This is a genomic window from Salibacterium aidingense DSM 18341 (genome assembly GCF_000429685.1).
Taxonomy (GTDB): Bacteria; Bacillota; Bacilli; order Bacillales; family Marinococcaceae; genus Salibacterium; species Salibacterium aidingense.
This window is the reverse complement of sequence record NZ_AUCI01000008.1, coordinates 37451-62570: the sequence shown is the minus strand read 5'-3', so window position 1 is coordinate 62570 and position 25120 is coordinate 37451. Positions and strand designations below refer to the sequence as shown.

At 46.2% G+C, this 25120-nt stretch carries 28 protein-coding genes; all 28 read right to left on the bottom strand.

Translation table 11 applies throughout. The features are described 5' to 3' along the window. Window positions 1-2: 2 nt before the first annotated feature. Window positions 3-1409, bottom strand: coding sequence for a flagellar hook-length control protein FliK (locus tag G475_RS26315; protein ID WP_026701063.1), 1407 nt, complete (start codon window positions 1407-1409; stop codon window positions 3-5). Window positions 1410-1442: 33 nt separating this feature from the next. Continuing rightward, window positions 1443-2006, bottom strand: coding sequence for a MotE family protein (locus tag G475_RS0109305; protein WP_035710750.1), 564 nt, complete (start codon window positions 2004-2006; stop codon window positions 1443-1445). A 15-nt stretch (window positions 2007-2021) separates the two neighbouring features. Further along, complete coding sequence (gene fliJ, locus G475_RS0109300; RefSeq protein ID WP_026701061.1) at window positions 2022-2459, bottom strand: flagellar export protein FliJ; 438 nt, start codon at window positions 2457-2459, stop codon at window positions 2022-2024. A gap of 3 nt (window positions 2460-2462) precedes the next feature. Further along, a complete protein-coding gene (gene fliI / locus G475_RS0109295) occupies window positions 2463-3776 on the bottom strand; it encodes a flagellar protein export ATPase FliI (protein WP_026701060.1) in 1314 nt (437 codons plus the stop codon). Next, window positions 3763-4569, bottom strand: coding sequence for a flagellar assembly protein FliH (gene fliH / locus G475_RS0109290; protein ID WP_169728517.1), 807 nt, complete (start codon window positions 4567-4569; stop codon window positions 3763-3765). Before fliH ends, fliI begins: the two co-directional genes overlap by 14 nt. After that, on the bottom strand, window positions 4562-5575 hold the full coding sequence (gene fliG, locus G475_RS0109285; protein WP_026701058.1) for a flagellar motor switch protein FliG: 1014 nt from the start codon (window positions 5573-5575) through the stop codon (window positions 4562-4564). The genes fliH and fliG overlap by 8 nt, the downstream gene beginning before the upstream one ends. Window positions 5576-5587: 12 nt before the next feature. Beyond that, on the bottom strand, window positions 5588-7168 hold the full coding sequence (fliF, locus tag G475_RS0109280; RefSeq protein ID WP_026701057.1) for a flagellar basal-body MS-ring/collar protein FliF: 1581 nt from the start codon (window positions 7166-7168) through the stop codon (window positions 5588-5590). Between the two features lie 40 nt (window positions 7169-7208). Then, window positions 7209-7523, bottom strand: a complete 315-nt coding sequence (gene fliE, locus G475_RS0109275) for a flagellar hook-basal body complex protein FliE (RefSeq protein WP_026701056.1) — start codon at window positions 7521-7523, stop codon at window positions 7209-7211. 15 nt (window positions 7524-7538) lie between these two features. Continuing rightward, window positions 7539-8003, bottom strand: a complete 465-nt coding sequence (gene flgC / locus G475_RS0109270) for a flagellar basal body rod protein FlgC (RefSeq protein WP_026701055.1) — start codon at window positions 8001-8003, stop codon at window positions 7539-7541. A 6-nt stretch (window positions 8004-8009) separates the two neighbouring features. Then, window positions 8010-8405 (bottom strand): flagellar basal body rod protein FlgB, encoded by a 396-nt coding sequence (gene flgB, locus G475_RS0109265; protein WP_026701054.1) that lies wholly within the window; start codon window positions 8403-8405, stop codon window positions 8010-8012. A gap of 499 nt (window positions 8406-8904) precedes the next feature. Beyond that, complete coding sequence (gene codY / locus G475_RS0109260; RefSeq protein WP_026701053.1) at window positions 8905-9687, bottom strand: GTP-sensing pleiotropic transcriptional regulator CodY; 783 nt, start codon at window positions 9685-9687, stop codon at window positions 8905-8907. A gap of 21 nt (window positions 9688-9708) precedes the next feature. Then, entirely contained in the window at window positions 9709-11100 is a 1392-nt protein-coding gene (hslU, locus tag G475_RS0109255) for an ATP-dependent protease ATPase subunit HslU (RefSeq protein WP_026701052.1), read from the bottom strand. A 21-nt stretch (window positions 11101-11121) separates the two neighbouring features. Further along, window positions 11122-11667: an ATP-dependent protease subunit HslV gene (gene hslV / locus G475_RS0109250; RefSeq protein ID WP_026701051.1), complete on the bottom strand. Its 546-nt coding sequence runs from the start codon at window positions 11665-11667 to the stop codon at window positions 11122-11124. 1 nt (window position 11668) lies between these two features. Continuing rightward, window positions 11669-12592, bottom strand: coding sequence for a tyrosine recombinase XerC (gene xerC, locus G475_RS0109245; protein ID WP_026701050.1), 924 nt, complete (start codon window positions 12590-12592; stop codon window positions 11669-11671). Between the two features lie 169 nt (window positions 12593-12761). Continuing rightward, the gene (gene topA / locus G475_RS0109240) at window positions 12762-14837 is read right to left on the bottom strand and encodes a type I DNA topoisomerase (RefSeq protein WP_026701049.1); all 2076 of its coding nucleotides are present in this window, start codon (window positions 14835-14837) and stop codon (window positions 12762-12764) included. Window positions 14838-15100: 263 nt separating this feature from the next. Further along, on the bottom strand, window positions 15101-16036 hold the full coding sequence (gene dprA / locus G475_RS0109235; RefSeq protein WP_084414065.1) for a DNA-processing protein DprA: 936 nt from the start codon (window positions 16034-16036) through the stop codon (window positions 15101-15103). Further along, window positions 16009-16923 carry a succinate--CoA ligase subunit alpha gene (gene sucD, locus G475_RS0109230; RefSeq protein WP_026701047.1) on the bottom strand — a complete coding sequence of 305 codons (915 nt, stop codon included), beginning with the start codon at window positions 16921-16923 and terminating at the stop codon, window positions 16009-16011. The genes dprA and sucD overlap by 28 nt, the downstream gene beginning before the upstream one ends. A 19-nt stretch (window positions 16924-16942) precedes the next feature. Further along, window positions 16943-18103 (bottom strand): ADP-forming succinate--CoA ligase subunit beta, encoded by a 1161-nt coding sequence (sucC, locus tag G475_RS0109225; RefSeq protein WP_026701046.1) that lies wholly within the window; start codon window positions 18101-18103, stop codon window positions 16943-16945. A gap of 252 nt (window positions 18104-18355) precedes the next feature. After that, window positions 18356-18520, bottom strand: coding sequence for a hypothetical protein (locus G475_RS27170; RefSeq protein WP_156911661.1), 165 nt, complete (start codon window positions 18518-18520; stop codon window positions 18356-18358). Window positions 18521-18563: 43 nt separating this feature from the next. Further along, window positions 18564-18842, bottom strand: a complete 279-nt coding sequence (locus G475_RS0109215) for an EscU/YscU/HrcU family type III secretion system export apparatus switch protein (RefSeq protein ID WP_026701045.1) — start codon at window positions 18840-18842, stop codon at window positions 18564-18566. Next, window positions 18839-20644 (bottom strand): hypothetical protein, encoded by a 1806-nt coding sequence (locus tag G475_RS0109210; RefSeq protein ID WP_026701044.1) that lies wholly within the window; start codon window positions 20642-20644, stop codon window positions 18839-18841. The genes G475_RS0109215 and G475_RS0109210 overlap by 4 nt, the downstream gene beginning before the upstream one ends. A 24-nt stretch (window positions 20645-20668) precedes the next feature. Further along, complete coding sequence (locus G475_RS0109205) at window positions 20669-21436, bottom strand: ribonuclease HII (RefSeq protein WP_324603210.1); 768 nt, start codon at window positions 21434-21436, stop codon at window positions 20669-20671. A gap of 58 nt (window positions 21437-21494) precedes the next feature. Then, window positions 21495-22367, bottom strand: coding sequence for a ribosome biogenesis GTPase YlqF (ylqF, locus tag G475_RS0109200; RefSeq protein ID WP_026701042.1), 873 nt, complete (start codon window positions 22365-22367; stop codon window positions 21495-21497). A 28-nt stretch (window positions 22368-22395) separates the two neighbouring features. Then, entirely contained in the window at window positions 22396-22545 is a 150-nt protein-coding gene (locus G475_RS27165) for a hypothetical protein (RefSeq protein ID WP_156911660.1), read from the bottom strand. Window positions 22546-22972: 427 nt separating this feature from the next. Continuing rightward, entirely contained in the window at window positions 22973-23317 is a 345-nt protein-coding gene (rplS, locus tag G475_RS0109185; protein ID WP_026701041.1) for a 50S ribosomal protein L19, read from the bottom strand. A gap of 108 nt (window positions 23318-23425) precedes the next feature. After that, on the bottom strand, window positions 23426-24148 hold the full coding sequence (gene trmD, locus G475_RS0109180) for a tRNA (guanosine(37)-N1)-methyltransferase TrmD (RefSeq protein ID WP_026701040.1): 723 nt from the start codon (window positions 24146-24148) through the stop codon (window positions 23426-23428). Next, on the bottom strand, window positions 24148-24675 hold the full coding sequence (gene rimM / locus G475_RS0109175; RefSeq protein ID WP_035710800.1) for a ribosome maturation factor RimM: 528 nt from the start codon (window positions 24673-24675) through the stop codon (window positions 24148-24150). Before rimM ends, trmD begins: the two co-directional genes overlap by 1 nt. Continuing rightward, complete coding sequence (locus G475_RS0109170; protein WP_026701038.1) at window positions 24656-25075, bottom strand: YlqD family protein; 420 nt, start codon at window positions 25073-25075, stop codon at window positions 24656-24658. Before G475_RS0109170 ends, rimM begins: the two co-directional genes overlap by 20 nt. Between the last annotated feature and the right edge of the window lie 45 nt (window positions 25076-25120).

The following is a 25120-nucleotide window of genomic DNA, read 5'->3' as shown; positions in this document are numbered from 1 at the left end:
ACCTACACCTGTTCATTAAATGTTAATTCTTCCAGCATATCTGCAAACGATTCCTCGTTTTCCTCTGCTATGTCCTCTTCGGTCCTATTTCCGTTCTCGTTTTCCTGCTGGTCTCCCTGTTCCTGATGGTCCTCCTGCAACGTGGATGCCTGCTGCTGTGCCACATCAATCCTGTCTACCTGAATGTTCTGCTGGTGGAAGGCTGTCCGCAGCTGATGGATTTGGCTTTCGACCATTTCCCTGGCTGTATTGGTGCTTGTCATCAATTGAGCGGTCAACTGGCCATTCTGCTGCACAATCTTCACATCCAGACGGCCAAGATTTTCAGGAACCAGTTTTACCGTTAACTGCTGGGTTCCATTTTTGAACGACTGAAGATTACTCTTGCCGAGCAGTTCCTGAAACTGTTTCATGAACTCCTGGGCTCTGGCATGCTCTGTTTTCCCTTCACCCAGAAAAATAACGGCCTGTTGAGCTTTGGCCATCACGCCGGTAGAATCCTGTGCCGTCAGGGACGCCGGCTGTGCTTTGGATGCTGTGGATTCCGAGGACGTCATCCCGCGGTTCAGAAGCTGCTGAAGGTAATTCTGCTTTGTTTCGCTTTCAGAAGAGGATTTTTTCCATGCCTCCGTCAGCCCTTCCATAGACTTCATCTGATGCTGCTGTCCCTGATTTTCCATCCAGCGCGTCAGCTGCTGCAGCGATTGCTGTGGATTAGAAGCATCCTGCTGTTTCCCGGCGTTTATAAAAGATGACACCAGGGACGATATAGAGGAGAATAAGCCGGAAGACTGCTGATGGAACGGGCCTGATGAGAAAGAAGGTTCGTTGTTTGATGCTTGAATAGACTGATTAAGAAGAGCTATCAGCCCTGTTAAGGCGGAAGCCATCGTTTCTTCCTCCGAACTCATCGCTTCTACTTTTTCAGCCAGTTCCGTCTCCCCTTTTTCGGCCAGAAAATCTTTCAGGGCCTCCAGCATTTCTGTTTCACCGTTGGCTGTGGTCGGTGTCAGGGATTCTTCTATCCAAGCGGTCCGCTCCTTCTCTTCTGCAGAGGAGAGCATTTCGGCCAGGGCCTGCATTTCCTGCGGAAGACCTTCCAGCAGATTTTTTAATTCGCTTGTCCATTCCAGCGGACCATCCGCGAATAAAGCCCTTAGTTCTTCCCCAAACTCTTCAAGCAGCTGTTCTCCATTTTCAAAAAAACGAGCGAACAACTCTTCTTCTGATACCTCTGAACTTCCATTCCCTGGTGAGGCGTCCCCGGCCATTTCCGCCTGCAGCGCTTTTCCCAGTGCGTCGAAAAAGCCTCCCTTTTTCGAATCGGCGGCAGCATTCAGGCTGTCCTGCCACTGCTGATTGGAAATTTTTGATGTGGGCAGTGCCTGCATAAGCATTTGCATCTGCATCTGTTTCACCCCCTTTCAAGCGTCCTTTCCTGGTTATTGACCCAGTGTGCTCATAAGTGCGGATGCCGTCTCCGTCTCCATTTCCGAGAGAATATCCGCCTGCGCCTCATTGCTCATTTCCGACATATGCCTTACTATTTCTTCATTTCCCATTTCTGAAAGAATATCTGCCGCGTCTGCAGCATCCATATTTTCATAAACTTGAGCAAGCTCGCGCAGTTCCGTGTCCGCTTCGTCTTCCTTATCTTCTGTTTCCTGCTCAATCTGCATCGTTTCTATCTGTTCTTCAAGCTCCCGTATTTCGGTATCCCGGGCTTCTAATTCCTGTTCGAGCGAGGCTATTTCTTCTTCCTTGGCAGCCATATCTTCTGCTGTTACTCCCCCGCCCTGTGATTCGCCTTCCTCCTCCTCGTCGCCCTCCTCAGAGGAAATGATAGGAAGATCAGAGGCAATGCTTTTACTCATATCCACCACGTTTACTCCTAAAACAGATAAAAGGACACCGCCGAGCACTACGGCAAAAATGACAGGAATAACAATGATCAGGAAGAACCACTGCCATTTTCCACTTTTATTCTCATTTGCTTTTTTCGCCATCCCTTTCACCTAATTTCAACGAAATGCATACTTCCGCGTTGAGATTTCATCCATTAATTTTTCCTCTTCCTGTTTTAAAGAGCGTTCGTGCGTCTCTTTTTCCCATTCTTTTATTTTTTGGTACTTTTTCCATTCCACCGAAGCGGTCTGCATTTCTTCTTCTTTTTTAAACATGATGTCACGGGCCTTGTCTGTCTGATGCTGAATCGTCTGAATCTTCTCCTGCATTTGAAAGATTACTTTTTCATTTTGCTGGAGTTGGTGAATAAACACGCCTCGGCCCATTTGTTCTTTGTACATTTCTTCCATCTGCTCTTTTTGTTTTAACAGTTCGTACAACGCCGTGGCCATGCGTTCGAACTGCTCTACGCACTGATGATACTCCTGTTCTTTCTGCTCCTTTTCCCGCTTTCTCAACTCTAAAATTTTCTGGAATGAGTAGGTAAAAGACATTCATCATTCTCCTTTGCCAAACTGTTCAATCAGGGCCTTTCTTGTCTCAGAAAAGGTAAGCACTTCGCTGGTATCCTGCTGTAAAAATTGATTGATGGCCGGCTGCATTTTGATAGCTTTATCTATTTCTTTGGAAGACCCTTTTTTATATGCGCCAATGTTAATAAGATCCTCGGATTCCATATAGGTGGAAAGCAGGCGCCGGAGATTGTCTGCTGCCTTTTGGTGGTCCTCATCCACCAGTTCCTCCATCACTCTGCTGATGCTTTGCAGCACATTGATTGCGGGGTAGTGCCCTTTATCCGCCAGTTTTCTATCCAATACCAGGTGACCGTCGAGAATTCCCCGTACCGCGTCTGCAATCGGTTCATTTAAATCATCACCGTCGACCAAAACAGTGTAAAAGGCAGTAATAGAGCCGGCCTGGCTTGTTCCTGAACGTTCCAGCAGTTTCGGCAGCATCGCAAAAACAGATGGGGTATAACCTTTTGTGGTCGGCGGTTCTCCCACGGCAAGTCCGATTTCCCGCTGAGCCATAGCAAAACGGGTCACAGAATCCATCATTAAATTCACCTGTTTGCCTTGATCCCGGAAATACTCCGCAACGGCCGTGGCCGTCATTGCTCCCTTTATTCTCATTAAGGCAGGCTGGTCGGACGTCGCTACGACGACCACCGATTTTTTCATGCCTTCTTCGCCAAGGTCCCGTTCGATAAAATCTTTTACCTCCCGGCCCCGTTCTCCTATTAATGCAATGACATTAACTTCTGCTTCTGAATATCTGGTCAGCATGGAAAGTATGGTACTTTTGCCGACTCCGCTTCCAGCAAAAATACCAATGCGCTGGCCCTTTCCAATCGTAAGCAAACCATCAATGGCTTTAATCCCGAGAGAAAGCGGTTCGTTAATCCGCGGCCGCAGCAGTGGGTTCGGCGGTTCAGCTTCGGTTGGAACCGGTGACAGCCCTTCCGGAAGCACCGACCCGTCAAGAGGCTGGCCTGTGCCATCGATAACCTTTCCAATAAGACCGTGGCCGCTTTTAATCTGCAGGGGTTTTCTAGTAGCTTCCACCAAACTGCCGGGACTGATTTCGGCTGTTTGTTTCAGGGGCATAAGTTGTACATATTTATCCTTGAACCCAACTACTTCGGCCAAAACCGGCTCTTTCTTTTCCTGCGGATGAATGTAGCACAATTCGCCGACAGAAGTGCGCGGCCCTTTGGATTCAATGGTAAGTCCCACTGCCCTTGTTACCTTCCCATATTGTTTGTAAGGATTTAATGAAGGAACTTCCTGCAGCAGGTCAGCTGCTTTCATGAAGACCGCCCTCTTTCAATTTTTCTTCCAGCTGTTCTTTTAATTCCTGCAGCTGACTGTCCAAAGAAGCGTCCACTTTTCCATACGGTGTTTCAATGATACAGTCATTCTCGTTTAGGGAGCTGTCTGGAAATATCATCAATTCTTGGGAATAAGCCAGCAGGTTCTCCATCTCCTGGCGCTGCTGCTTTGTTTCTTCTAAACGGGAAACCGGAACATGCACTGCCACTTCTTCATGGTCTTTTACCTCTTTGACAGCATTTTTTACAATTTCAAGCCAGGTGCCGTCTTCATCTTCCAATGATTTATAAATAATCCGGTTCGCTGCAGCCAGAGCCAGGTCGAGAATAACAGGTTCCGCTTTTTCGAGGTAATAATGATACTCCTCTTTAGCAGAAGAAATAACATCCCGGGCTTCCTCGACCGCTTGTTCCCAGGCGGTTCTCCCTTCCTCTTTCCCCTCTTCGTATCCTTCTTTCCAGCCTGCCTTTTTCGCGTCGGCAAACGCCTGTTCCAGCCGCTGTTTCGAATTTTCTTCTTCTTCACTGATTTTTTTACGGGCCTGCTGCAGCTCTTCTTCGGCCTGCTTTCTGGATGCTTCTATATCTTCTCTCTGCCGGCGCAGGCGCTCCTGCTCCTGTTTTATTTCGGAATGACCCGGAGCCTCGTCCCTGTTTTCTCCTTCTGATGATTTGCTTTCCTGGGCCTGCCGGGATAAAACCGGCTTCACCTGAATAGAACGAGTTTGTTGAAAGGGGCCGGGAGTGTCTGGAGCCTTTATAAGTCTAGACAATAATATCATCTCCTCCTCCACGGGCAATCACAATCTCACCAGCTTCTTCCAGTCTGCGTATGACCGCAACAATCCTGGTCTGGGATTCTTCCACATCCCGAAGCCGGACCGGTCCCATAAATTCCATTTCCTCTTTAAAGTTATCCGCCATGCGCTGCGACATATTATTAAACACAAGTTCTTTCACTTCATCGCTTGCTACTTTCAGGGAGAGCTGCAGATCTTCGTTTTCCACATCCCGGATGACACGCTGAATCGAACGATTGTCGAGCGTGACAATATCTTCAAAGACAAACATCCTTTTCTTAATTTCTTCGGCAAGCTCCGGATCCTGGATTTCAAGCGAATCGAGAATCGTACGTTCCGTACTTCGGTCTACTCCGTTCAGCACTTCCACCACCGCTTCAATTCCTCCGGCCTCTGTATAATCCTGGGTTACGGTAGCAGAAAGTTTCTGTTCAAGAATATTCTCCACTTCATTTACAATTTCTGGAGAAGTGCTGTCCATAACCGCAATTCGTTTGGCCACGTCCGCCTGTACTTCCTGCGGGAGTTCCGATAATATTTGCCCGGCCTGTTCTGACTCCAGGTATGACAGGATAAGAGCAATGGTCTGCGGATGTTCATTCTGGATGAAATTCAGAATCTGGGAAGGATCGGCTTTTCGGGCAAAATCAAAGGGCTTTACCTGCAGGGAAGAGGTTAAGCGGTTGATGATCTGCATCGCATCATCTTCTCCTAACGCCTTTTCCAGTACGCTTTTGGCATACCCAATCCCTCCCTGGGAGATATAATCCTGGGCCACTGCAATCTGATGAAATTCTTCCAATACATTTTCTTTTGTCGCACTGTCGACTTTGCGGACATTCGATATCTCCAGTGTTAATTTTTCAATTTCTTCCTCACTTAAATGCTTGTACACCTGAGCCGAGACATCAGGGCCTAAAGAAATGAGGAGCATCGCCGCCTTCTGTTTTCCTGTTAATGTGTCATTTGCTTTTGGCATAACGAGTCCCCCTTAGTCATCAGATAACCATGTCCGTAATAGTTTGGAAAATTCCTCTGGATTGTCCTGAGCCAGTTTCTCCAGCTGTTTTCTTCTTGCGGCCTGTTCAGAATCATCTTCCTCTGGAAGATCCGGAACCGGTTCAGCTGCATACACTTCTTCTTCGGTCCAATCCTCTTCTTCTTTTCTTCTTCGTACCAGCATAATCAGAAGAACAATGACAGCGAGAAGAAGCAGCCCTGCTGTTATATACATCCACATCGGAATAGAAGTGCCGGTTTCTTCCGGTAATTCCGGCTGGCCGTTAAATTCCTGGGCAGAAACAAAAATATTATCATCCGTTTCTCCCGGCTCCATATCTTCGAGGTAGGATTTGTCTATGCTGGTATTTACCATCGTACTCAGGATTTCTTCAATATCTGTAATGGTCTGAGGATCAAGGGAGTCCGGATTATCAGGCTCCGGCGGTTCTACCATAACCTGAATGCCGAGATCCCTGATCTTATACGGGCTTTCTACAATTTCCCGGTGAATACGGTTGACTTCATAATTGATGCGCTCTTCTTCCCTTTCGTAGTCACCTTCTCCTGTAGCCGCTCCCGCCGGATAATTTGCTACATCTTCCTCTCCGGCACCGGCAACGCCGCCGTCTTCCGGCGCTTCGCCCTCATAAGCCTCTTCAATTCGTTCTGCACTTACTTCAATTCCTTCCATATTCTCTTCATCCACCGGTTCGACAAGTGCTTCTTCTCTTGTCTCCTGAGTGAAATCAAGATCGGTCGTCACCGAAACAACCACTTTATTCATTCCCATCATTTTTCCAAGCATCTGCTGCAACTGGGACTGGATATCTTTTTCAATATCTTCCTGAATGCTGCGTTGTTCTTCATAGGCATTCATCGAGGAATTGGAAGCTGGATTTTCATAATCGAAATACTCAAACATTTCATTCATAATGACGATATTATCAACAGACAGGTCGGGCACACTTTTGGAGACAAGATGGTACAGAGCACGTATCTGATTTTGTTCCAGGTTTGTGGTTCCGCCTGTATCAATGACAACGGAAGCGGATGCCCGCTCATCTTCCTCTGCCACCCATGTCGATTCTTCGGGCAGAGTAATCATGACGTTCGCCGCTTCCACCCCTTCAATATTCTCAATCAATGTACCTAACTCGGTCTGCATTGCTGCCCTTTCCATCGTGTCAAATTCATTATCTGTCATCCCAAAGCCCATTTGGTCTTCTATGAACGAGTAGTCAATATTACCGCTGTCCGGAAGTCCTTCCGAAGCAAGCTCCACTTTCAGGGAATCGACCTGTGTCTCTGGCACCCTGATCGTAGAACCATTATTGCTCAGTTCTGACGGTATGCCTCGTGAATCCAGTGTCTCTTTAATCTGACCGGTTTCCTCAGGAGATAAATCAGAATAAAGAGGAGCGTAATTGGTCCTTGTCCCGAAAAAAATGGCAAGGATTATAATAAGAAAAAGGAATGCAATAAATCCAAGGATTAATGTTTTTTGACCAGTACTCCTATTACGCCAATATTCAATTGTTTTTTCTCTGAATTGTAAAAACTTCTCTTTCATGGGGCCTCCCGATTTCCATTACCTGCTATCGTTCGGCATATCAGACCTGCATGCGCATGACTTCTTGATATGCTTCCAATGCTTTATTACGTACTTCTACGGTAGTCTGGAGCGTTACGCTGGCTTTTTCAGCGGCAACCATCACTTCATGAAGATTTTCCACTTCCCCTGATGCCAGCTTTGAGGTCATTTCGTTTGATTCTATTTGTCTATTATTCACCTGTGTAATCGCGTCATTCAAAGCGTTTTTAAAGGATTCCTGCGCTTGGGCCGGAGTCCTCCGGTTTTGTTCCTGCTGATTTACTGCGGGATTCTGCCGGGCAGCTTCAGCGCTTCCGATAATACTGTCATTCATTCAGCCTTCCCCCTCTTATTGCCCTCTTCCAATTTCGAGAGCTTTCATCATCATATTTTTTGAGGCGTTCATACTTGTGATATTCGCTTCATAAGAACGGCTTGCCCCCATCATATTCACCATTTCCTTTAATGGATCCACATTCGGCATTTCGACAAATCCTTCATCATTTGCGTCTGGGTGATTAGGCTGATATACCTGTTTAAAAGGAGATGGATCTTCTACGATACCGTCAACCTGAACCCCTCTTCCGCTGTTTCCTGAGGAGGATCTTCCCATGGCCTGCTGTAAATGAGATGAAAAGTCTGATTCATTTGAACGGAGGGAAACCATTTTCCTACGATACGGCTCCCATTCCCCATCTACCAATCTACCTCTGGTAGAATCCGCATTCGCCGTATTAGCAGAAGCAACGTCCATTCGCAGACGCTGAGCAGTCAGTCCGGACGCCGAAGCGTTAATTCCGTCAAAAAGTCCCATTATTCGTTATCCCCCTCTTACTGCCGATTTAAGGCTGTTGAATTTACTGCTTAACCGGTCAGTCAAGGCATTGTAGTAAATCTGGTTTTTGGCAGAGTCCGTCATTTCTTTATCTATATCGACATTATTGCCGTTGTGATTGTACATCGTTGAAGCACCTTCACTGATGTAGGCCTCCTCTTTTCTCGATCCAAACTCAATATGTTTATTATTTGTACGAAACGCCTGCATTTTGTCGTTTTGGACCGCTTCGTTCAGGGTATGTTGAAAATGAGCGCTTTTTGCTTTGTAGTTCGGCGTGTCGACATTTGCTATGTTTTCTGATATTGCTTTTTGCTGCAAAGCCGCCCCTTTTAAGCCATGCTCCAGATTTTGAATAGTGGCAGAATCGAATAAACCCATATTCCCCCTCCTTCCTCCTAATGCGAAAGACCTTGTACTTTTGACATGTCTTGCGCAGTTAGACAAGGTTAAGCATTTGTTTCCATATTTTGCATATCTTTTTAAGAACTACTACCTAAATTGTATAAAAATATGTGACATTTGTCTAACGGTGTTTTCATAGTGTTTCAATTCAATAAAAAAGAACCACACCATTTTTTCCAATAAAACTAAAACTTTTTTACCAGATATTTCGTCCTGTTATCGTTTTCATGCGGTCCCTTATTCCCCGATTATCACAGGGAAAAGGTCTCCCCGTGTGTTTGTACTGCCTCACCTTATGTCGAACATTGTTTTAAAAAATAAATAGGTCCTTCTTCTTGACTTGCTCCCATACCGTAATTCTTTTATCCGCTTTTCTATGAACGGAGAGGGGCAGCTGTCGTTGTAGTCTTTGGGTGCATAAAAAAGCCGACGCTCCCTGTCAAAGCGGAGTGCCGGCTTTTCCTAACGGAACTGTTCACCCGTTTGTTTTGATTTTATCGAGCTCATATAAAAACTTGTCATTCAGAACTTTAATGTAAGTCCCTTTCATTCCAAGGGAACGGGATTCGATGACCCCTGCGCTTTCCAGTTTTCTCAGCGCGTTCACAATAACGGAACGGGTAATGCCTACTCTGTCAGCAATTTTACTGGCTACCAGCAGCCCTTCTTTTCCTTCGAGCTCTTCAAAAATATGCTCCACTGCTTCCAGTTCACTGTAGGAAAGCGAACTAATCGCCATCTGCACCACTGCTTTACTTCTTGCTTCTTCTTCGATTTCCTGTGTTTTTTCATGCAGAATTTCCATTCCTACCACTGTGGCCCCGTACTCAGCCAAAATCAAATCATCGTCGTCAAATCTGTCATTTAAACGGGCGAGAACAAGCGTGCCAAGGCGCTGCCCTCCGCCGCTGATCGGCACGACCGTCGTTAGACCAGAACCGAATAATTCTTTATTTTCCACTGGAAAAGCGGTATAATCACTGTCAATTCCAAGGTTCGGTGAGGTTTCATCCAATTTAAACAAACCTGAAGTATATTCTTCCGGGAATTGTCTTTCTTCCAGCATTTTTTTCATGCGGTCGTTTTCAATCTCCTGCTTGATGGCATATCCCAATAGTTTTCCACGCCTGCTGACAACAAAGACATTGCAGCTGATGATATCACGCAGTGTTTCTGCCATGTCTTTAAAATTCACATGATCGCCTGCTGTTTTTTGCAGCATGTCGTTAATTTTACGGCTTTTTGATAATAAATCCATTTGCGACTCCTCCTGTCTTTCTTATAAAATATATCGGCTCATATCTCGATTTTTTGCAATGGAAGCCAATTTATCTTCTACATATTCAGGTGTGATGGTTATTTTCTCCAATGTAATATCCGGGGCTTCAAATGATAAATCTTCCAGCAGTCGTTCCAGCAGGGTATGAAGTCTCCGGGCTCCGATATTTTCCGTATGCTGGTTCACATCCTGCGCGATTTCAGCAATTTTATGAACAGCATCGTCAGAAAATTCAACATTTATACCTTCCGTCTTCAATAATGCCTGATACTGCTTTAATAGCGCCTGATCCGGCTCTTTGAGGATTCTTACAAACTCTTCTGTACCGAGGTTGTTTAATTCCACCCGGATCGGAAAACGTCCCTGCAGTTCCGGAATAAGATCAGACGGTTTTGACATATGAAAAGCACCTGCGGTGATAAAGAGGATGTGATCTGTTTTCACCGTGCCATATTTAGTAGTCACGGCTGAACCTTCCACAATTGGTAAAATGTCCCGTTGAACACCTTCCCTTGATACATCCGCACTCGACTGTTGTTTGCCGGTCACTTTGTCTATTTCATCTATGAAAACAATACCCAGCTGTTCTGCTTTTGAAACAGCCAACTGTCCTACTTCATCCATGTCAATCAATTTCTGTGCTTCCTGTTCATGAATAATCGGCCTTGCTTCTCTGACCGGCAGACGTCGTTTTTTCTTTTTTTTCGGCATAAAGTTTCCCAGCATTTCCTGCATGTTCATACCCATCTGTTCCATGCCGGAGCCCTGAAACATATCAGACATGCTTTGTCCCTGTTCTTCCACTTCTACCGTTACCATATGGTCTTCCAGTTCACCCATAGCCAGCTGATGTTCCATCTGGCGTCTTTTTTGTGCGATATTTTGATCTTCCTCTGCATCCCCCTCATCGTCCTGGTTTTGCTGCTGGAAAATCATTTCAAACGGATTTCTATTTGTATTCTGCTGCTTTTTCTTTTCGGGCACTAGAAGTTTTATAAGCCTTTTCTCCGCTTCGGCTTCCGCCTGCTTTTTTACTTCTTCCATTTTTTCCTCTTTAACGAGCCGGACCGACGTTTCTACCAGATCTCTTATCATCGATTCCACATCCCGTCCGACATAGCCGACCTCCGTGAACTTCGTTGCTTCGACTTTTGTAAACGGGGCTCCGGCCAATTTAGCCAGTCTTCGGGCGATTTCCGTTTTTCCCACCCCGGTGGGACCGATCATTAGAATGTTTTTGGGAGTAATTTCCTCCCGCATCTGCTCTTCAAGCTGGCTCCGCCGGTATCTGTTTCGGAGCGCTACGGCAACAGAACGCTTGGCCTCATTTTGGCCGATAATGTATTGATCTAACTTCTCTACAATCCTTTTTGGAGTAAGCGGGGTGTCCATCGTAGAATCGTCCCCTTTCCTTTATTCGATTTCTTCCACGACAAGCTGATCATTTGTAAATACACAGATGTCGCCGGCTGTTTTTAGGGAGGCCTCCGCCATTTCTTTTGCCTCTAAATGCGGTGCATGCTTTTTTAATGCTCTTCCGGCAGCCAAGGCATAATTGCCTCCTGAACCAATCGCGATCAACCCGTCATCTGGTTCAATCACTTCCCCGGTACCTGCCACCAAAAGTAACGTATTCTTATCCATAACGACAAGCATCGCTTCCAGCCTCCGGAGCATTTTATCACTGCGCCATTCTTTGGCGAGCTCGACAGCCGCCCGCTGGAGCTGACCGTTCCACTGCTCAAGTTTGCCTTCAAACATATCAAACAGCGTAAAAGCATCGGCCACCGAACCGGCAAATCCGGCAAGCACCTGGTCATTATAGATTTTACGTACCTTTTTTGCCGTATGTTTCATGACCACCGCCTGGCCAAATGTAACCTGGCCGTCTCCTGCCATTGCTCCTCTGCCATTATGATGAATCGCAAAAATCGTGGTCGCATGAAAGGATGTATCCATATCATGAGCCTCCATTCTTTTCTGCCCTCGGGTGCGCCTTATCATAGACTTCCTTCAGGCGGTCCTTTGTGACATGAGTATAAATCTGGGTCGTAGAAAGGCTGGCATGCCCCAATAAATTCTGAACACTTCTTAGATCAGCCCCCCGGTTTAACAAATGGGTGGCAAACGTGTGCCGCAGATCATGCGGGGAAATCTGCAGGGTGTAGGATACTTCCTTTACTCTTTTATTTACGATATATCGAAATCCCCGTTCCGTCAGCTGATCTCCTTTATTGTTCAAAAAAAGAGCAGAAGCCGGTTCCTTTTTCTTTTGTGCTAACTCGTTTCTGGCGTGATTCCGATAAAAGGCCACTGCCTCCATAGCAAAACCGCCGATCGGAACATACCGTTCCTTCCCTCCTTTTCCTTTTACAAGGAGGGTCGCAAGTTCCTCATCTATATCATCCTGCTGAATCCGGCATATTTCACTAACACGGAGTCCTGTCGCATACAACAGTTCAAATATAGCCAAATCCCGTTGATCCAGCTTCTTGGTTATATCAAAGGAGTCAAACAGCATTTCCAGTTCTTCCTCATAAAGAAATCTGGGAAGTTTCTTTTCTTTTTTCGGAAGACTGGACACCGCAAACGGATTTCTGTCTATCTGTTCTTCCCTTTTTAAAAACCGGTAAAAAGAACGGATGGCAGAAATTTTCCGAGCTGCTGTGCTGCGGTCATATTTTTTTTCAAACAGGCGGTTGAAGTACAGTCGTGCTTCTTTCATATCCACCAGCAAAGGGGAATGAATACCTTCTGCCGCCAAAAAGAATTTGTAGTCTTCCAGGTCTTTGCTGTAGGCTTCTATCGTTAAGCTTGAAGCGTTCTTTTCCACCTGCAGGTAACGGATAAACTGATTGATGCAGGACTGGCAGTCGTTATTCATTTTCTTCACCTCATGCACAAAAGCTCTTAAATTCTAACATAGTACCTTCTGGCAATCAAGGAAATTTATTATTTTTTCATAAAATTCTGACGGGGCTGTCTTATGGTTCCGAGCCAGGGTAACATAGGAAAACCCCCTTTTGGAAAAAGGGGATTTTCCTTTCTATGGTTTAGTTTGGTTCTTCTTTATAGTCACACTGTGTGCACTGTACATGGATCCCTTTTTTCGTTTTCTTCTCAACAAGAAGGGCGTCGCATTTCGGGCAGGGACGGGACACCGGCTTATCCCAGGAAATGAAGTCGCATTCCGGGTATCGGTCGCAGCCGTAAAATTTCCGCTGTTTCTTGCTTTTCCTCTCCACTACATTCCCTTCTTTACATTTGGGGCAGGTGACCCCTATCTCTTTCATAATGGCTTTTGTGTTTCGGCATTCCGGAAAGTTGGAGCATGCCATAAACTTTCCGTACCGTCCCATTTTGTATACCATCGGATGGCCGCATTTCTCACAGTCTTCCCCGGCCGGCTCATCGCGGATTTCTACTTCTTCCATTTCCTCTTCCGCGACTTTCAGCCTTTTTTCAAATTCCTTATAAAATTCGTCAATGATCTCAATCCAATTCTGACGGCCCTCTTCTATATAGTCAAGGTCATTTTCCATTTTGGCGGTAAATTCGACATCCAATATTTCCGGGAAAAATTCAACCATAAGTTCGAGTACGATTTCTCCCAGTTCTGTTGGAACGAACCGTTTTTCTTCCAGAGCTACATAATTTCTGCGCTGGATAGTATCGAGTGTCGGAGCATAAGTGGAAGGGCGTCCGATACCCATCTCTTCCATTGTACGAACCAGTCTTGCTTCCGTATATCTCGGAGGCGGCTGGGTGAAATGCTGGTTTTCTGTTAATTCCTCCTGCTCTACTGTTTCCCCTTCTTTTAGATCAGGTAAAAATGTATCCTTTTCTTTTTTTCCGTCATCGCTTCCTTCAATGTACACTTTCATAAAACCGGCAAACTTCATCTTTGACCCATTAGCACGAAACGTCACTCCGTTGTTATCCAGGTCGACGGACATGGTATCCATCACAGCAGGCGCCATCTGACTGGCCATCAGCCGTTCCCAGATTAACTTATATAACCGGTACTGATCCCGGCTTAAATGAGATTTCACACTTTTAGGATCTTTGGGTATCGTTGTCGGCCGGACTGCTTCGTGGGCATCCTGTGCGTTGGCATTCTGGGAGGAAGCTTTTTTATCCTGACCGATATATTCTTTGCCGTAATGCTCTTCGATATATGCTTTCGCATCCTGCTTTGCTGTATTAGAAACACGTGTGGAATCGGTACGCATGTAGGTAATTAACCCAATGGTCCCTTCTTTCCCGAGATCCACGCCTTCATAAAGCTGCTGTGCAATCATCATTGTCTTTTTTGCCCGGAAATTTAACTTTCTGGCTGCTTCCTGCTGCAGAGAAGAAGTAGTAAATGGCTGGACCGGATTTCGTTTACGTTCCTTTTTGGTTACATTCTTAATCGTAAACGTATCTCCGCTCATTTTACTTCGGACTTCGTCCACGTCTTCCTTGGACCGCAGTTCTTTTTTCTCTCCATTAATTCCGTAAAACTTAGCTTCGAATGCATCACGGCCCCGAAAAAAAGAACCATCAATACTCCAGTATTCTTCCGGGACAAAAGCCTGAATTTCTTTTTCCCGGTCAATAATCATTTTAACGGCAATGGACTGCACCCGCCCGGCGCTTAACCCTTTTTTTACTTTTTTCCAAAGAAGCGGGCTGATATTGTAGCCGACAAGCCTGTCAAGAATACGCCGTGCCTGCTGGGCATCGACTAGATCCATATTAATCTTGCGCGGTTCTTTAAATGCTTCTTTAATCGCCGTTTTTGTGATTTCGTTAAAAACCACCCGGCAGTTTGACTCCGGATCAATGTTAAGGCTGTAAGCCAGATGCCATGCAATCGCTTCTCCCTCGCGGTCCGGGTCGGCAGCCAGGTAGACTTTTTTCGCTTTTTTGGCAGCTGCTTTCAATTCTTTCAAAACAGGACCTTTGCCTCGTATCGTTATATATTTCGGATCATAATCATAATTTTCAGCGTCGACCCCCATCTGACTTTTCGGCAAATCCCGTACATGGCCCATGGAAGCTTTCACGGTATATTTTTTCCCAAGATATTTACTGATCGTTTTGGCTTTAGCGGGAGATTCAACGATTACTAAATAATCTGCCATATCTCTTGTTTCCTCCCCCTTTAGTTTTTCTTTGAATTTTTCATATTATCAACCAGTTTCACGTTGTTTGTCAAATTCTATACATTTATATATCCTTTTTGCTTTCATTTTATCCATCATTTCTATTTTTGTTCTCCGCTAAATGGTAAAACTATCTGTTTTTTTGGGAAACAAATCACAATCATTTTTTCACAGTTTATGTGCCCTGTCTACCCAAAATGTCTATGCTTCTCTTTTTTTCTCTCCAAAAAAGGCCGGTCTGCTTATAAATCTTCAAAGCTGGTGACCGGAGCCGCTCCTTCTTTGATCAATTGATTCGTTCCTTTTGACATGGGCGAAAAAACGGGACCCGGCAGGGCTTTTACATCTTTCCCCTGTTCCAGTGCCTGATAAGCGGTAATAAGCGAACCGCTTCTTTCCGCCGCTTCGGATATAAAAACAGCATCTGCCAATCCGCTGATAATACGATTCCGCATAGGAAACTGCCATTTCCGCGGCGGGGTGGAAGGAGGATATTCCGACAAAAGGAGGTGGTGCGTGGAAAGGTGTTCGGCAAGACCTGTGTTTTCCCGCGGGTATATACAATCAAATCCCGAGCCCAGTACGGCAATCGTAGTTCCTTTTTCCCGGACAGTTATTTTATGGGCCAAAGTATCCGTTCCAATAGCCAGTCCGCTTATAATGGTTCTATTTTGACGTATGACAGGGGACAAGAATTGGTTCATAGCGTTCCGGCCATAAGCGGTCAGCTTTCTCGTTCCTACCACAGCCAGACTCGATGGGGTCTGCAGAAGCTCCAGGTTCCCCCTCGCATACAAAACCCAGGGCGGATCGTATATATGATGCAGCCGCGGCGGGTATTCGTTCATAAAGGGAGTCAGTATATGGATATGACGGGCCTGGTAGGCCGCCATTTTATTTTCCGGGGTGTGGAGATAATGATATAAGGTCCCGGCCTGTTCGGCAGAAAGGCGAAGTTGTTTGGAAAGTTCAGACGGGCTCAGTTGATAAGGGAGGGATAACGCTGGATCCGCCTTGTATAAAGCGGTTACCTTTTTCCAGGTTAGATAAGGGGCCTCATGTAAATGAAGTATTCGAGAGGTATTCGTATGTCTCGCATCCTTTCCTGATTTTGTTAAAAAAGGGCAGGCTGGAAAGCCCGCCCTTTTCTTTATTGCTCCGGAGTGTGGGTGAGACACTTCTCATAAATGCTGTTATCCTTCAGGGAAGAGATAAGAGTCTCCCCGATCTCAGCCGGAGTGTCTGCTACTCGGACACCGGAATCTTCCAATGTTTTGATTTTTTCATCCGCCGTACCTTTCCCGCCGGAAATGATAGCACCTGCGTGCCCCATTCTTTTTCCGGGAGGTGCCGTACGTCCTCCGATAAATCCGACTACCGGTTTTGACATGTTTTCCTTTATCCATTCTGCCGCTTCTTCCTCGGCTGTTCCGCCGATCTCACCAATCATGATGACCGCTTCCGTATCATCATCTTCATTAAATTCTTTTAATACATCAATAAAACTGGTTCCATTTACAGGATCTCCCCCGATGCCGACGGCTGTGGATTGACCAACCCCATTGGTCGACAATTGATGTACCGCTTCATAGGTGAGCGTACCAGAACGGGAAACAACACCAACGTGTCCTTTCTGATGGATATAGCCGGGCATAATTCCTATTTTGCACTCTTCCGGAGTGATCACACCAGGGCAGTTCGGCCCGACCAGGCGTGTCTTTTTGCCTTCCATAAACCGCTTGACTTTCAACATGTCGATGACTGGAATTCCTTCTGTGATGCAGATGGCCAGATCCATTTCCTCGTCCACCGCTTCTATAATCGCGTCTGCTGCAAAGGCGGGGGGAACATAGATTACAGTTGCTGTGGCTCCTGTTTCTCTGACTGCATCCCGCAGGGTGTCAAAAACCGGGATTCCTTCAATTTCTGTTCCGCCTTTTCCTGGAGTGACTCCTCCTACAATCTGTGTTCCGTACTGTACAGCCTGCTGGGTATGAAACAAACCAGTAGAACCGGTAATACCCTGTACAAGCACTTTGGTATCTTTATTAATAAAGATGCTCATTTGTCTTTGTCCCGCCTTTCTATTGCACTTGTGATACTATTTTCTGCGCTCCGTCTGCCATGGAATCTGCAGCGGTAATGTTTAACCCGGATTCTTCGAGAATCTTCTTACCGGTTTCTACATTTGTTCCCTCCAGACGGACCACGAGTGGGATTTCAAGGCCGATCTGCTTGGTTGCTTCCACTACACCTTCTGCAATAACGTCGCATTTCATAATTCCGCCGAAAATGTTAACGTAAATACCTTTTACATGATCGTCTTCCAGAATAATCTTAAATGCTTCTGTCACTTTTTCTGCAGTCGCGCCGCCGCCGACATCGAGAAAGTTGGCAGGATCTCCGTTGTAATGTTTAATAATGTCCATCGTTGCCATGGCAAGCCCTGCTCCATTAACCATGCAGCCGATATTGCCATCAAGCGCAATATAACTCAAATCAAATTTGGATGCTTCAATTTCCTTCGGATCTTCTTCGTCAAGATCCCGGTATTCCAAAATGTCCTTTTGACGGTAGAGGGCATTGGAATCAAAATTAAGCTTCGCATCCAAAGCCATGACCTCGCCGCCTCCTGTTGTTACAAGCGGATTAATTTCTGCTACGGAGCAGTCTTTTTCAATAAATACGTTATACAGCCCGAGCATAAATTTCACAGCCTGCTTCACGAGATCTTTTGGAATATTGATATTAAACGCCAGCCGGCGGGCCTGGTACGGCTGCATGCCAACAGCCGGATCAATATATTCCCTGAAAATCTTTTCCGGCGTATTTGCCGCCACTTCTTCGATTTCCGTTCCTCCTTCTTCGGAGGCCATCATCACGATTCGGGACGTAGCACGGTCAAGAACAATCCCGACATAATATTCGCTTTTAATGTCGGAGCCTTCTTCAATAAATAACCGTTTCACTTCTTTTCCTTCCGGCCCGGTCTGATGCGTGACGAGCGTTTTGCCCAAAATTTCATCGGCATATGTACGCACCTCGTCCAGTGTTTTGGCAATTTTCACACCGCCAGCTTTTCCACGGCCGCCTGCATGAATCTGGGCCTTGACGACACTCACATCAGAGCCGAGTTCTTTGGCAGCTTCCACAGCTTCTTCGACGGAAAAGGCTACTTTTCCATTTGGTACGGCTACCCCGTATTCTCTGAGGAGCTCTTTTCCTTGATACTCATGAATATTCATGTTCTCTCCATCCTCCTAACGATTCGATACGAATACCCGTCTCAGGGGAAACCTTTCGGGTAAGGATATCGGGTGCCAAGCGCCGGCTGAAATAACGGCCGTTGTTTCGCACACACTTATTATCGTATAAAAAAAAGGGAGCAAATTCAACAATTCGACACAACTTTATATCGGTGATGTCCCTCTATCTTTCATGACACGACAAATATCCCCAGTCTGTCAAGGCTGGGGAACGGCTTTTTTATTTTAAAACTAGGATTGGTTTCGTGCTTTTTTTATCTTTTCCCAGATCACCTTCAAGGCAGACAATGCTCTGATTTCTGCAGCTTGGCGGAAAAAACCGAGCTCCTGTCCCGCTTCTTCGTTATAATTATGTTTCCTTCGGGGCCGGGAGAGGCCGAACTGTTTCTTTTTCATAGCAGGCTCCTTTTATTCTGTAAGGTGCCCTAATAAAACAGAATTATGAGGAAGAATGCTGATCGACCCGATACAGGAATGCAAACACCTCCGCTACTACTTCATACAATTCGGGAGGAATCGACTGATGGATATCAAGCTGGGAAAGAAGCTCCACCAAGGAAGGGTCTTCCTGTACAGGAATATTGTTTTCTTTTGCCCGTTCGATGATTTCTTCGGCCACATAACCTTTTCCTTTTGCTTTCACACTGGGAGCATGCTGGGCCTGAGCTTGATAGCCTAACGCAACGGCTTCTCTTCTATGCGGGTGCTGTCTGCTCATATTCTCACATCCACTCCTTCAAATCCGGTGTAGGATTCATATACGTCTTTCAATCGATTGCTGTCCTCGCCGGCCTGTTTCCAGTGTACAGCATTCAACGTATAATGCTGTTCTTCAAGCCGTTCTTTTAAATAAGGCTGCAGCAGGTCGAGCAAAAGGGCCGGCTTTTCTTTTTCATTGAACACGTTTACAGTTACTGCACGATTTTGAATCTGGACATCAGCGATCGTTTCTCCTAAATACTCCATATCCAGATAAAATAATATCCGGCAGTGGTCTGGATGAAGGGGTCCGTCCTTCTGTTTTCTGCCTTCCCACTGTACCGTTACATCCGTCTGAAAACCTCCCAGCGATAATGGTAACTGTAAAACGGTCTGGTGCAGGTTCCCGTTTTGATCCTGAGCCAGCAGCTGCTGACCTGAAATTTTGTGCAGTAAGGCCTCCGCCCCTTCTCTGACAGAAGCCGGGAGATGGTTTATATGTTGAAGGAGCGATTGTTTCAACGTCTCATTAGAAGAGGCATCTGCTGAAAAGCCGGCCTGCTGTTGAGCAAGTTGACTCTCATGATGCAGCCCGAGCTGATGGAGAATCTGGGTTAACTGTCCGGCTGTCTGAGAAGCCCCCGCCGCCCGTTCGTTCATGAACGTGCTCTGAAAAAGCACGGCCAGCGCCTGTCTTTCCTGGCCGGTGGCTGCATTCATTTTAATGGTCTGCATCATTTGCTGAAGCCTGGAAGCCGAAAAGTCTGTCTCTCCTTTCCTTCCGCCTGCCTGCTGAAATAAAGCGAGCAGCTGCTGCAACGGACGGCGTCCTGTTTCTCCTTCCGTTATCGAGAGGCGGTTCATTAACGTCTGGAACAGTTCCGCAGTTTCCATATCAGCAGGCGGCCTGCCCTGCTGTCCGGAAAATACCTGCGGCCAAAGCTGCTGCACAGACGCGCGGTTTTCAGGGTTTAACACCGCCTGTTTAAAGGAGGAAAGCCATTCCGGGGTGTTGGAGCCGGCTGGCAGAATATCTGCCTTCTGCAGAAGGGAAACCGCCCCATTTCTTACAGAGGAGGGGACCTGGGCCGAAGCAGTAAGCTGCAGCAGACGAACGATATCATCCTGATGACTGCTTTTGGAAGGTTGCACAGCCGTCAATGATATGGTCTCGGACAAGGCTTGTCTTACATTTGCGACGGCGTTCCCTGCCTCCTCTCCCAGCACCTGACCTTGTACCTGCTGCAGAGCAGCCTGTAATTGCTGTATTTGAGCGGATAATGGTTTTCCATTCTCAGCTTGATAGAGACTCTGGAACGTTTCAAGCGTCAGGGGAAAGCCTGATTGATTCATGGTCGAAAGAAGTCTTGCTCCCTCCGCATTCATAGCATTTGCCTGCTTTAACACCGCGGCCCCTTCCTGAATCATTTCTCTGGAAAACGGCAGCTGCTCTGCTTGAAAAAAGCGAAGCATGGATTGGTTGGCTTTATTATCCTGAAGCCCCAGGGCCTGCAGCACTTTCGCTGCGTCAGCCTGATGAGCGTTGCTGCTCTTTAAGGCAGATTGATCTGCCTGCAGCACTTGCAGGCGGGGAATCCCATCATTTTGTTTCACCTGAAAAAAATATTTTTCTCCAGCATTTAAGGCCGCTTCCAGTCGGGCTGTCATCTTCATCCCTCCCAAACGGAGCGCTGCTGTTTGATTGGGAAAGAATTTAATGATTTCCCCTTCAAAAACCTGACCTTTCTGAAGCGAAAGCGATGTTTGTTTATTTCCCTGTGCCCTGGTTAAAGGCGTAGTCTGCAAACCTATTGAATCCATATGATTCCACCCTGTTTCTATTTTCTATAAGCATTGTTTCACTGGAGAAAAACTACGGCGGTGTTCCGGAATGGGTCCCAGCCGCTGTAAAGCATCTAAATGTATTTCCGTGCCATATCCCATGTTTTTCTCAAAGCCGTATTCCGGGTAGACCTCAGCCAGATTTTCCATATACCTGTCCCGTTCTACTTTTGCCAGCACGGAAGCAGCAGCAATGGATGCACTTCGCTGGTCCCCTTTTGTAAGGGGAATTTGTCTTGTTGGAAGCGGAAGTCTAACAGCATCAATCAGAAGCGCGTCTGCTGCTACCTTCAGTCCTTCCACCGCCCTTTTCATGGCTTGAATAGAAGCCTGATAAATGTTTATATTGTCGATATCAGAAGCTGGAACGTGGACAATACTATAAGCAGACGTCTCTTCCACCAGCTTTTCATAAAAATATTCCCGTTGTTCCCTGCTTAGTTTTTTCGAATCGGTTAATCCGGGGTAGGAACAATCCACCGGAAGCACGGCCGCCGCTGCGGTTACGGGACCGGCGAGCGGGCCCCGTCCGACTTCATCTACCCCGGCAATGAAACGGCAGCCCTCTGCTGTACATTTTTTTTCAAAATGGAGCGATTCCGCAAAGTTTAATTCGAGCTGCCTTTGTTTGGCGGCCCTTTTATCAAATTGAGTTAAAAGCTGCTGTACCCCTTTCCGCTGATCCTTTCTTAGCTCCTCCAGCCAGGATTCCTCCGGGATTTCTTGAAATAAACGGTGTTTAATCTCTGCAATGGTTTCTTGATTCATCATTATTTCGTCCTTTTCTCTATTTCTTATATCGGTTGACCTGCCTTTTTTTATAAGCCGTTTATTCTTCGTTTTGCTGCTGCCAGTCCTGAGGTGTTTCTAATGATATTCTGCCGAATTTTTCCCCGCGCAGATCCCGCAGGATGATTTCTGCACATTTTTCTTCGTCTATATAACCTCCGGCTTGAAGACAGCCTCTTTTCCGGGCAATCGCTTCGAATAATTCCCTTTTTTCTCCCGGAAGCGTATCCAGGCTGTACCTTTCCTTTAACACCGAGGGATATCGTTCTTTTAACAGGCCCGTTACAAATAACGCCACCTCTTCAAAGTCAAGCAGTTCATCTTTAATGGCACCGGTCGCAGCCAGGCGGAAGCCGACGAGTTGATCTTCAAATTTCGGCCATAAAATGCCGGGGGTATCCAGAAGCTCCATTTTCTTTCCTACCTTTAACCACTGCTGGGCTTTCGTAATGCCGGGCTTGTCCCCTGTTTTCGCTGTTTTTTTTCCGACCAGCCGGTTAATCACCGTCGATTTTCCTACATTGGGAATGCCGAGAATCATGGCACGTATTGCCCGGGCTTTTATCCCTTTTCGTTTCATTTTCTCAAAAATCGGAGCAGTGATTTCCTCTGCTTTCTCGATAATCGGTTTTTCTCCCTTATTCTGCAGGGCATTGAGAGCGAGCGTCTTGGTGCCCTTCTCTTTAAAATACTGAAGCCATTTTTCGTTGCTGTCCGGATCGGCCATATCACTTTTCGTCAGCACCAACAGTCGCGGCTTGTCCTGTAAAATCGTGTCAAGCATTGGATTCCTGGACGAAAGGGGAATCCTTGCGTCTGCCAGTTCAATGACAAGATCCACCCTCTTTAACTGTTCCGTCACCTGACGTTTTGCTTTCTCCATATGCCCCGGGTACCATTGAATCGTCGTCATGTCTTTACTCCTTTCTGTGCAGCAATCATTACATGTCAAATGTCATATTTTTTTGTTTTTTAGTATAAGAAAAATGGAGCTTGTCAAAACCCGCGCTATCTTTTTCCTCTCTGACAGCTGTTTCAGGGTCTGATGGAAAATATCTTTTCCAGGCAGTAGTTGAGCTGTACTGTTGCATGGAGAGGCAGCACCTTCTATTTGCTGGTTTGGTTTAACGAGCAGCATAAAGGAGACAAGATGGAAGGGGAAATGTCCATTAAACGAGGACAGGAGACATTTTGCACGTGTGCACTTTTTATTTTGTCCGTTATTTCTTTTTTGCTTCCATTTGAGCTGCCTTTTCTCCTGCTTGTGTCTACAATACATTGTTTATAGACATTTTGCTCCGAAAAATGTCCGTTATTTTTTTGAACCGGGCCAGTTCGTCAAGAAGAAGCGCTCTCAGCTTTCATATTTTTGAAGCATCTACAATGAATGCGTATTTAAATATGGTACCTTTCTTTTTCATAGTGTAACAAAAGATAGCCTGGTTCATCTGCACCATTTAGGTCCAGGAACATAAAAAAACTGCAACGGTTGGAAGGCCGTCACAGTTTTTTTGATTCTTATCGTATTTCTTTAATGCGGGCAGCTTTTCCACGCAGATTGCGAAGATAATAAAGTCTAGCCTGACGAACTCTGCCGCGGCGCTTCACTTCGATCTTGTCAATGCGCGGGGAATGTACCGGAAACGTACGCTCTACCCCGATACCGTAGGATACTTTACGAACGGTAAAGGTTTCACTAATTCCGCCTCCACGGCGCTTAATCACAACTCCCTGGAATACCTGGATACGTTCACGGGAGCCTTCCACAACCTTCACGTGAACCCTGACCGTATCCCCGGCACGGAAATCAGGAAGATCTGTTTTAAGCTGGTCTTTCGTGATTTCGCGAAGTAGTTCCTGCATTTCATTCGCCTCCTTCTCTCCAAATGCTCTTACAGCTATCCTGCAGCGGAACATCGTAGTAAGCGGCTTTCACCACAACGTAAATCGTACCATACCGAAGCCCTGTGTTCAACGGTTTTTATCATTTTCTTTCCATGGGTCAGAGGAAACAGATGGAGCCAGTAAATCGGGCCGCCGTTCTCTTGTGCGTTTCCATGCCTGTTCTCTGCGCCATGCGGCAATATTTTCATGATGTCCGGACAATAAGACCTCCGGTACTTTCCAGCCTCTGAAATCAGCGGGTCTGGTGTAGTGGGGGTGCTCGAGCAGTCCATCAGAGAAGGAGTCTTTTTCTGCGGATTCCGTGTTGCCGAGCACTCCCGGAAGCAATCGGGTCACACTATCTGCGATAACCATTGCCCCCAGTTCTCCCCCTGTCATGACAAAATCCCCAATAGAGAATTCGTCGGTAGCCAAATAGGAACGGATCCGCTCATCATATCCTTCATAATGGCCGCAGATCAAAATAAGCTGATCTTCCCCGGCTAGTTCCTCCGCGTCATTCTGGGTGAACGGTTGTCCCTGCGGAGACAGCAGAATAATTCTTGACGATGCAGCAGCCTGTTGATCTGCATAGGCAGCTGCATCAAATACCGGCTGCGGCGTTAATACCATACCGGCTCCGCCGCCATAAGGATAGTCATCTGTTTTTCGATGCTTATTTTCCGAAAAGTCCCTGATATTATGGACAAAATAGGAAACTGCCTCTTTCTCTTCGGCCTGCTTCAGCATCGAGGATTGCAGCACTCCGGGAAACATCTCGGGAAAAAGCGTTAAAAAATCCATCCGTATCATGACAGCAGTCCTTCCATGACATGAATCACAATGATTTTTTCTTTTACGTTTACCTGCTTCACGATATCGTCAATATAAGGCACTAATATATCGTTTTCGCCCTGCGCCGGATCGACCACCCAGACATCATTAGCACCGGGACTCAGAACTTCCTTCACTTCCCCGAGTGGTTCTCCTGCTTCTGAATAGACCGCGCATCCGATAATTTCATGGTAGTAATATTCATCTTCCTCCAGTTCCCCAAGCTGGGTTTCCGGAATTTGAATCAGGGCATTTTTCCATTTTTCCGCTTCTTCTATTGAAGATATTTCCTCCACGGATACAAGGATGAACTGTTTATGGCGGCGGCAATGACGGACGGTAACAGGCATCGGTTCCTGAGCGGCATTCTCCATAACCAAATACAGTGTTTCTCCTGCAGCAAAACGTTCTTCTTCAAAATCTGTCACTGAAAGAACTTTCATCTCTCCACGAACGCCGTGTGTATTCACAATTTTTCCAACGTTAAACCATTCCATGATCATCATCCGATCTGTTCTCTCTAATCTTTATTATGGTCCCGTCCTTCACCACAATTTCCTGTTTGACAGAGGGCCACGGATCTCCTTCCCTCACATCTTCTATTGCTTCTACCTCCCCGGAAGCAATTTCTGTTCCCTGGGGGAGTTGGTCGAGCTGGGTAATTTGAAAATCAGAACTTTTGATTTTCTCTTTTCTTTTATCAATTTCATGATGGAACCGCTCCCTTACTTCCGTTTTCCGCCGGGCGGTATCCTCTGTTTTCATCTGTTTCTGCATTTGAAAACGAAGCTGTTCCATCTCTTTTTCCAGCCGCTTCTGATCCTGAAGGAAGTCCGATTTCATCTTCTCTCTCATACGCTCTGTTAAAACATGCTTCACTGCTACTTTTTTTATTATACGCATGATTCACCTCGGTTTCGGAACGCATGATATGACAGACAAGGAAGA

Bases quoted from the DNA above. Each gene is read 5' to 3' on its own strand.
- fliI (WP_026701060.1), bottom strand. From the start codon at position 3,776: ATGAAAGCAGCTGACCTGCTGCAGGAAGTTCCTTCATTAAATCCTTAC.
- fliF (WP_026701057.1), bottom strand. From the start codon at position 7,168: ATGAAAGAGAAGTTTTTACAATTCAGAGAAAAAACAATTGAATATTGG.
- rimM (WP_035710800.1), bottom strand. From the start codon at position 24,675: ATGATCATGGAATGGTTTAACGTTGGAAAAATTGTGAATACACACGGC.
- G475_RS26315 (WP_026701063.1), bottom strand. From the start codon at position 1,409: ATGCAGATGCAAATGCTTATGCAGGCACTGCCCACATCAAAAATTTCC.
- hslU (WP_026701052.1), bottom strand. From the start codon at position 11,100: ATGGACACCCCGCTTACTCCAAAAAGGATTGTAGAGAAGTTAGATCAA.
- sucC (WP_026701046.1), bottom strand. From the start codon at position 18,103: ATGAATATTCATGAGTATCAAGGAAAAGAGCTCCTCAGAGAATACGGG.
- G475_RS0109205 (WP_324603210.1), bottom strand. From the start codon at position 21,436: ATGATGAATCAAGAAACCATTGCAGAGATTAAACACCGTTTATTTCAA.
- rplS (WP_026701041.1), bottom strand. From the start codon at position 23,317: ATGCAGGAACTACTTCGCGAAATCACGAAAGACCAGCTTAAAACAGAT.
- fliG (WP_026701058.1), bottom strand. From the start codon at position 5,575: ATGCCAAAAGCAAATGACACATTAACAGGAAAACAGAAGGCGGCGATG.
- fliJ (WP_026701061.1), bottom strand. From the start codon at position 2,459: ATGTCTTTTACCTACTCATTCCAGAAAATTTTAGAGTTGAGAAAGCGG.
- ylqF (WP_026701042.1), bottom strand. From the start codon at position 22,367: ATGACGACGATTCAATGGTACCCGGGGCATATGGAGAAAGCAAAACGT.
- sucD (WP_026701047.1), bottom strand. From the start codon at position 16,923: ATGAGCATCTTTATTAATAAAGATACCAAAGTGCTTGTACAGGGTATT.
- codY (WP_026701053.1), bottom strand. From the start codon at position 9,687: ATGGATTTATTATCAAAAAGCCGTAAAATTAACGACATGCTGCAAAAA.
- fliE (WP_026701056.1), bottom strand. From the start codon at position 7,523: ATGAATGACAGTATTATCGGAAGCGCTGAAGCTGCCCGGCAGAATCCC.
- topA (WP_026701049.1), bottom strand. From the start codon at position 14,837: ATGGCAGATTATTTAGTAATCGTTGAATCTCCCGCTAAAGCCAAAACG.
- xerC (WP_026701050.1), bottom strand. From the start codon at position 12,592: ATGAATAACGACTGCCAGTCCTGCATCAATCAGTTTATCCGTTACCTG.
- flgB (WP_026701054.1), bottom strand. From the start codon at position 8,405: ATGGGTTTATTCGATTCTGCCACTATTCAAAATCTGGAGCATGGCTTA.
- hslV (WP_026701051.1), bottom strand. From the start codon at position 11,667: ATGGATACATCCTTTCATGCGACCACGATTTTTGCGATTCATCATAAT.
- G475_RS0109305 (WP_035710750.1), bottom strand. From the start codon at position 2,006: ATGGCGAAAAAAGCAAATGAGAATAAAAGTGGAAAATGGCAGTGGTTC.
- flgC (WP_026701055.1), bottom strand. From the start codon at position 8,003: ATGGGACTTTTTGACGGAATTAACGCTTCGGCGTCCGGACTGACTGCT.
- G475_RS27165 (WP_156911660.1), bottom strand. From the start codon at position 22,545: ATGCAACAGTACAGCTCAACTACTGCCTGGAAAAGATATTTTCCATCA.
- G475_RS0109215 (WP_026701045.1), bottom strand. From the start codon at position 18,842: ATGAGCAGACAGCACCCGCATAGAAGAGAAGCCGTTGCGTTAGGCTAT.
- G475_RS0109210 (WP_026701044.1), bottom strand. From the start codon at position 20,644: ATGGATTCAATAGGTTTGCAGACTACGCCTTTAACCAGGGCACAGGGA.
- G475_RS0109170 (WP_026701038.1), bottom strand. From the start codon at position 25,075: ATGCGTATAATAAAAAAAGTAGCAGTGAAGCATGTTTTAACAGAGCGT.
- G475_RS27170 (WP_156911661.1), bottom strand. From the start codon at position 18,520: ATGAAAAAGAAACAGTTCGGCCTCTCCCGGCCCCGAAGGAAACATAAT.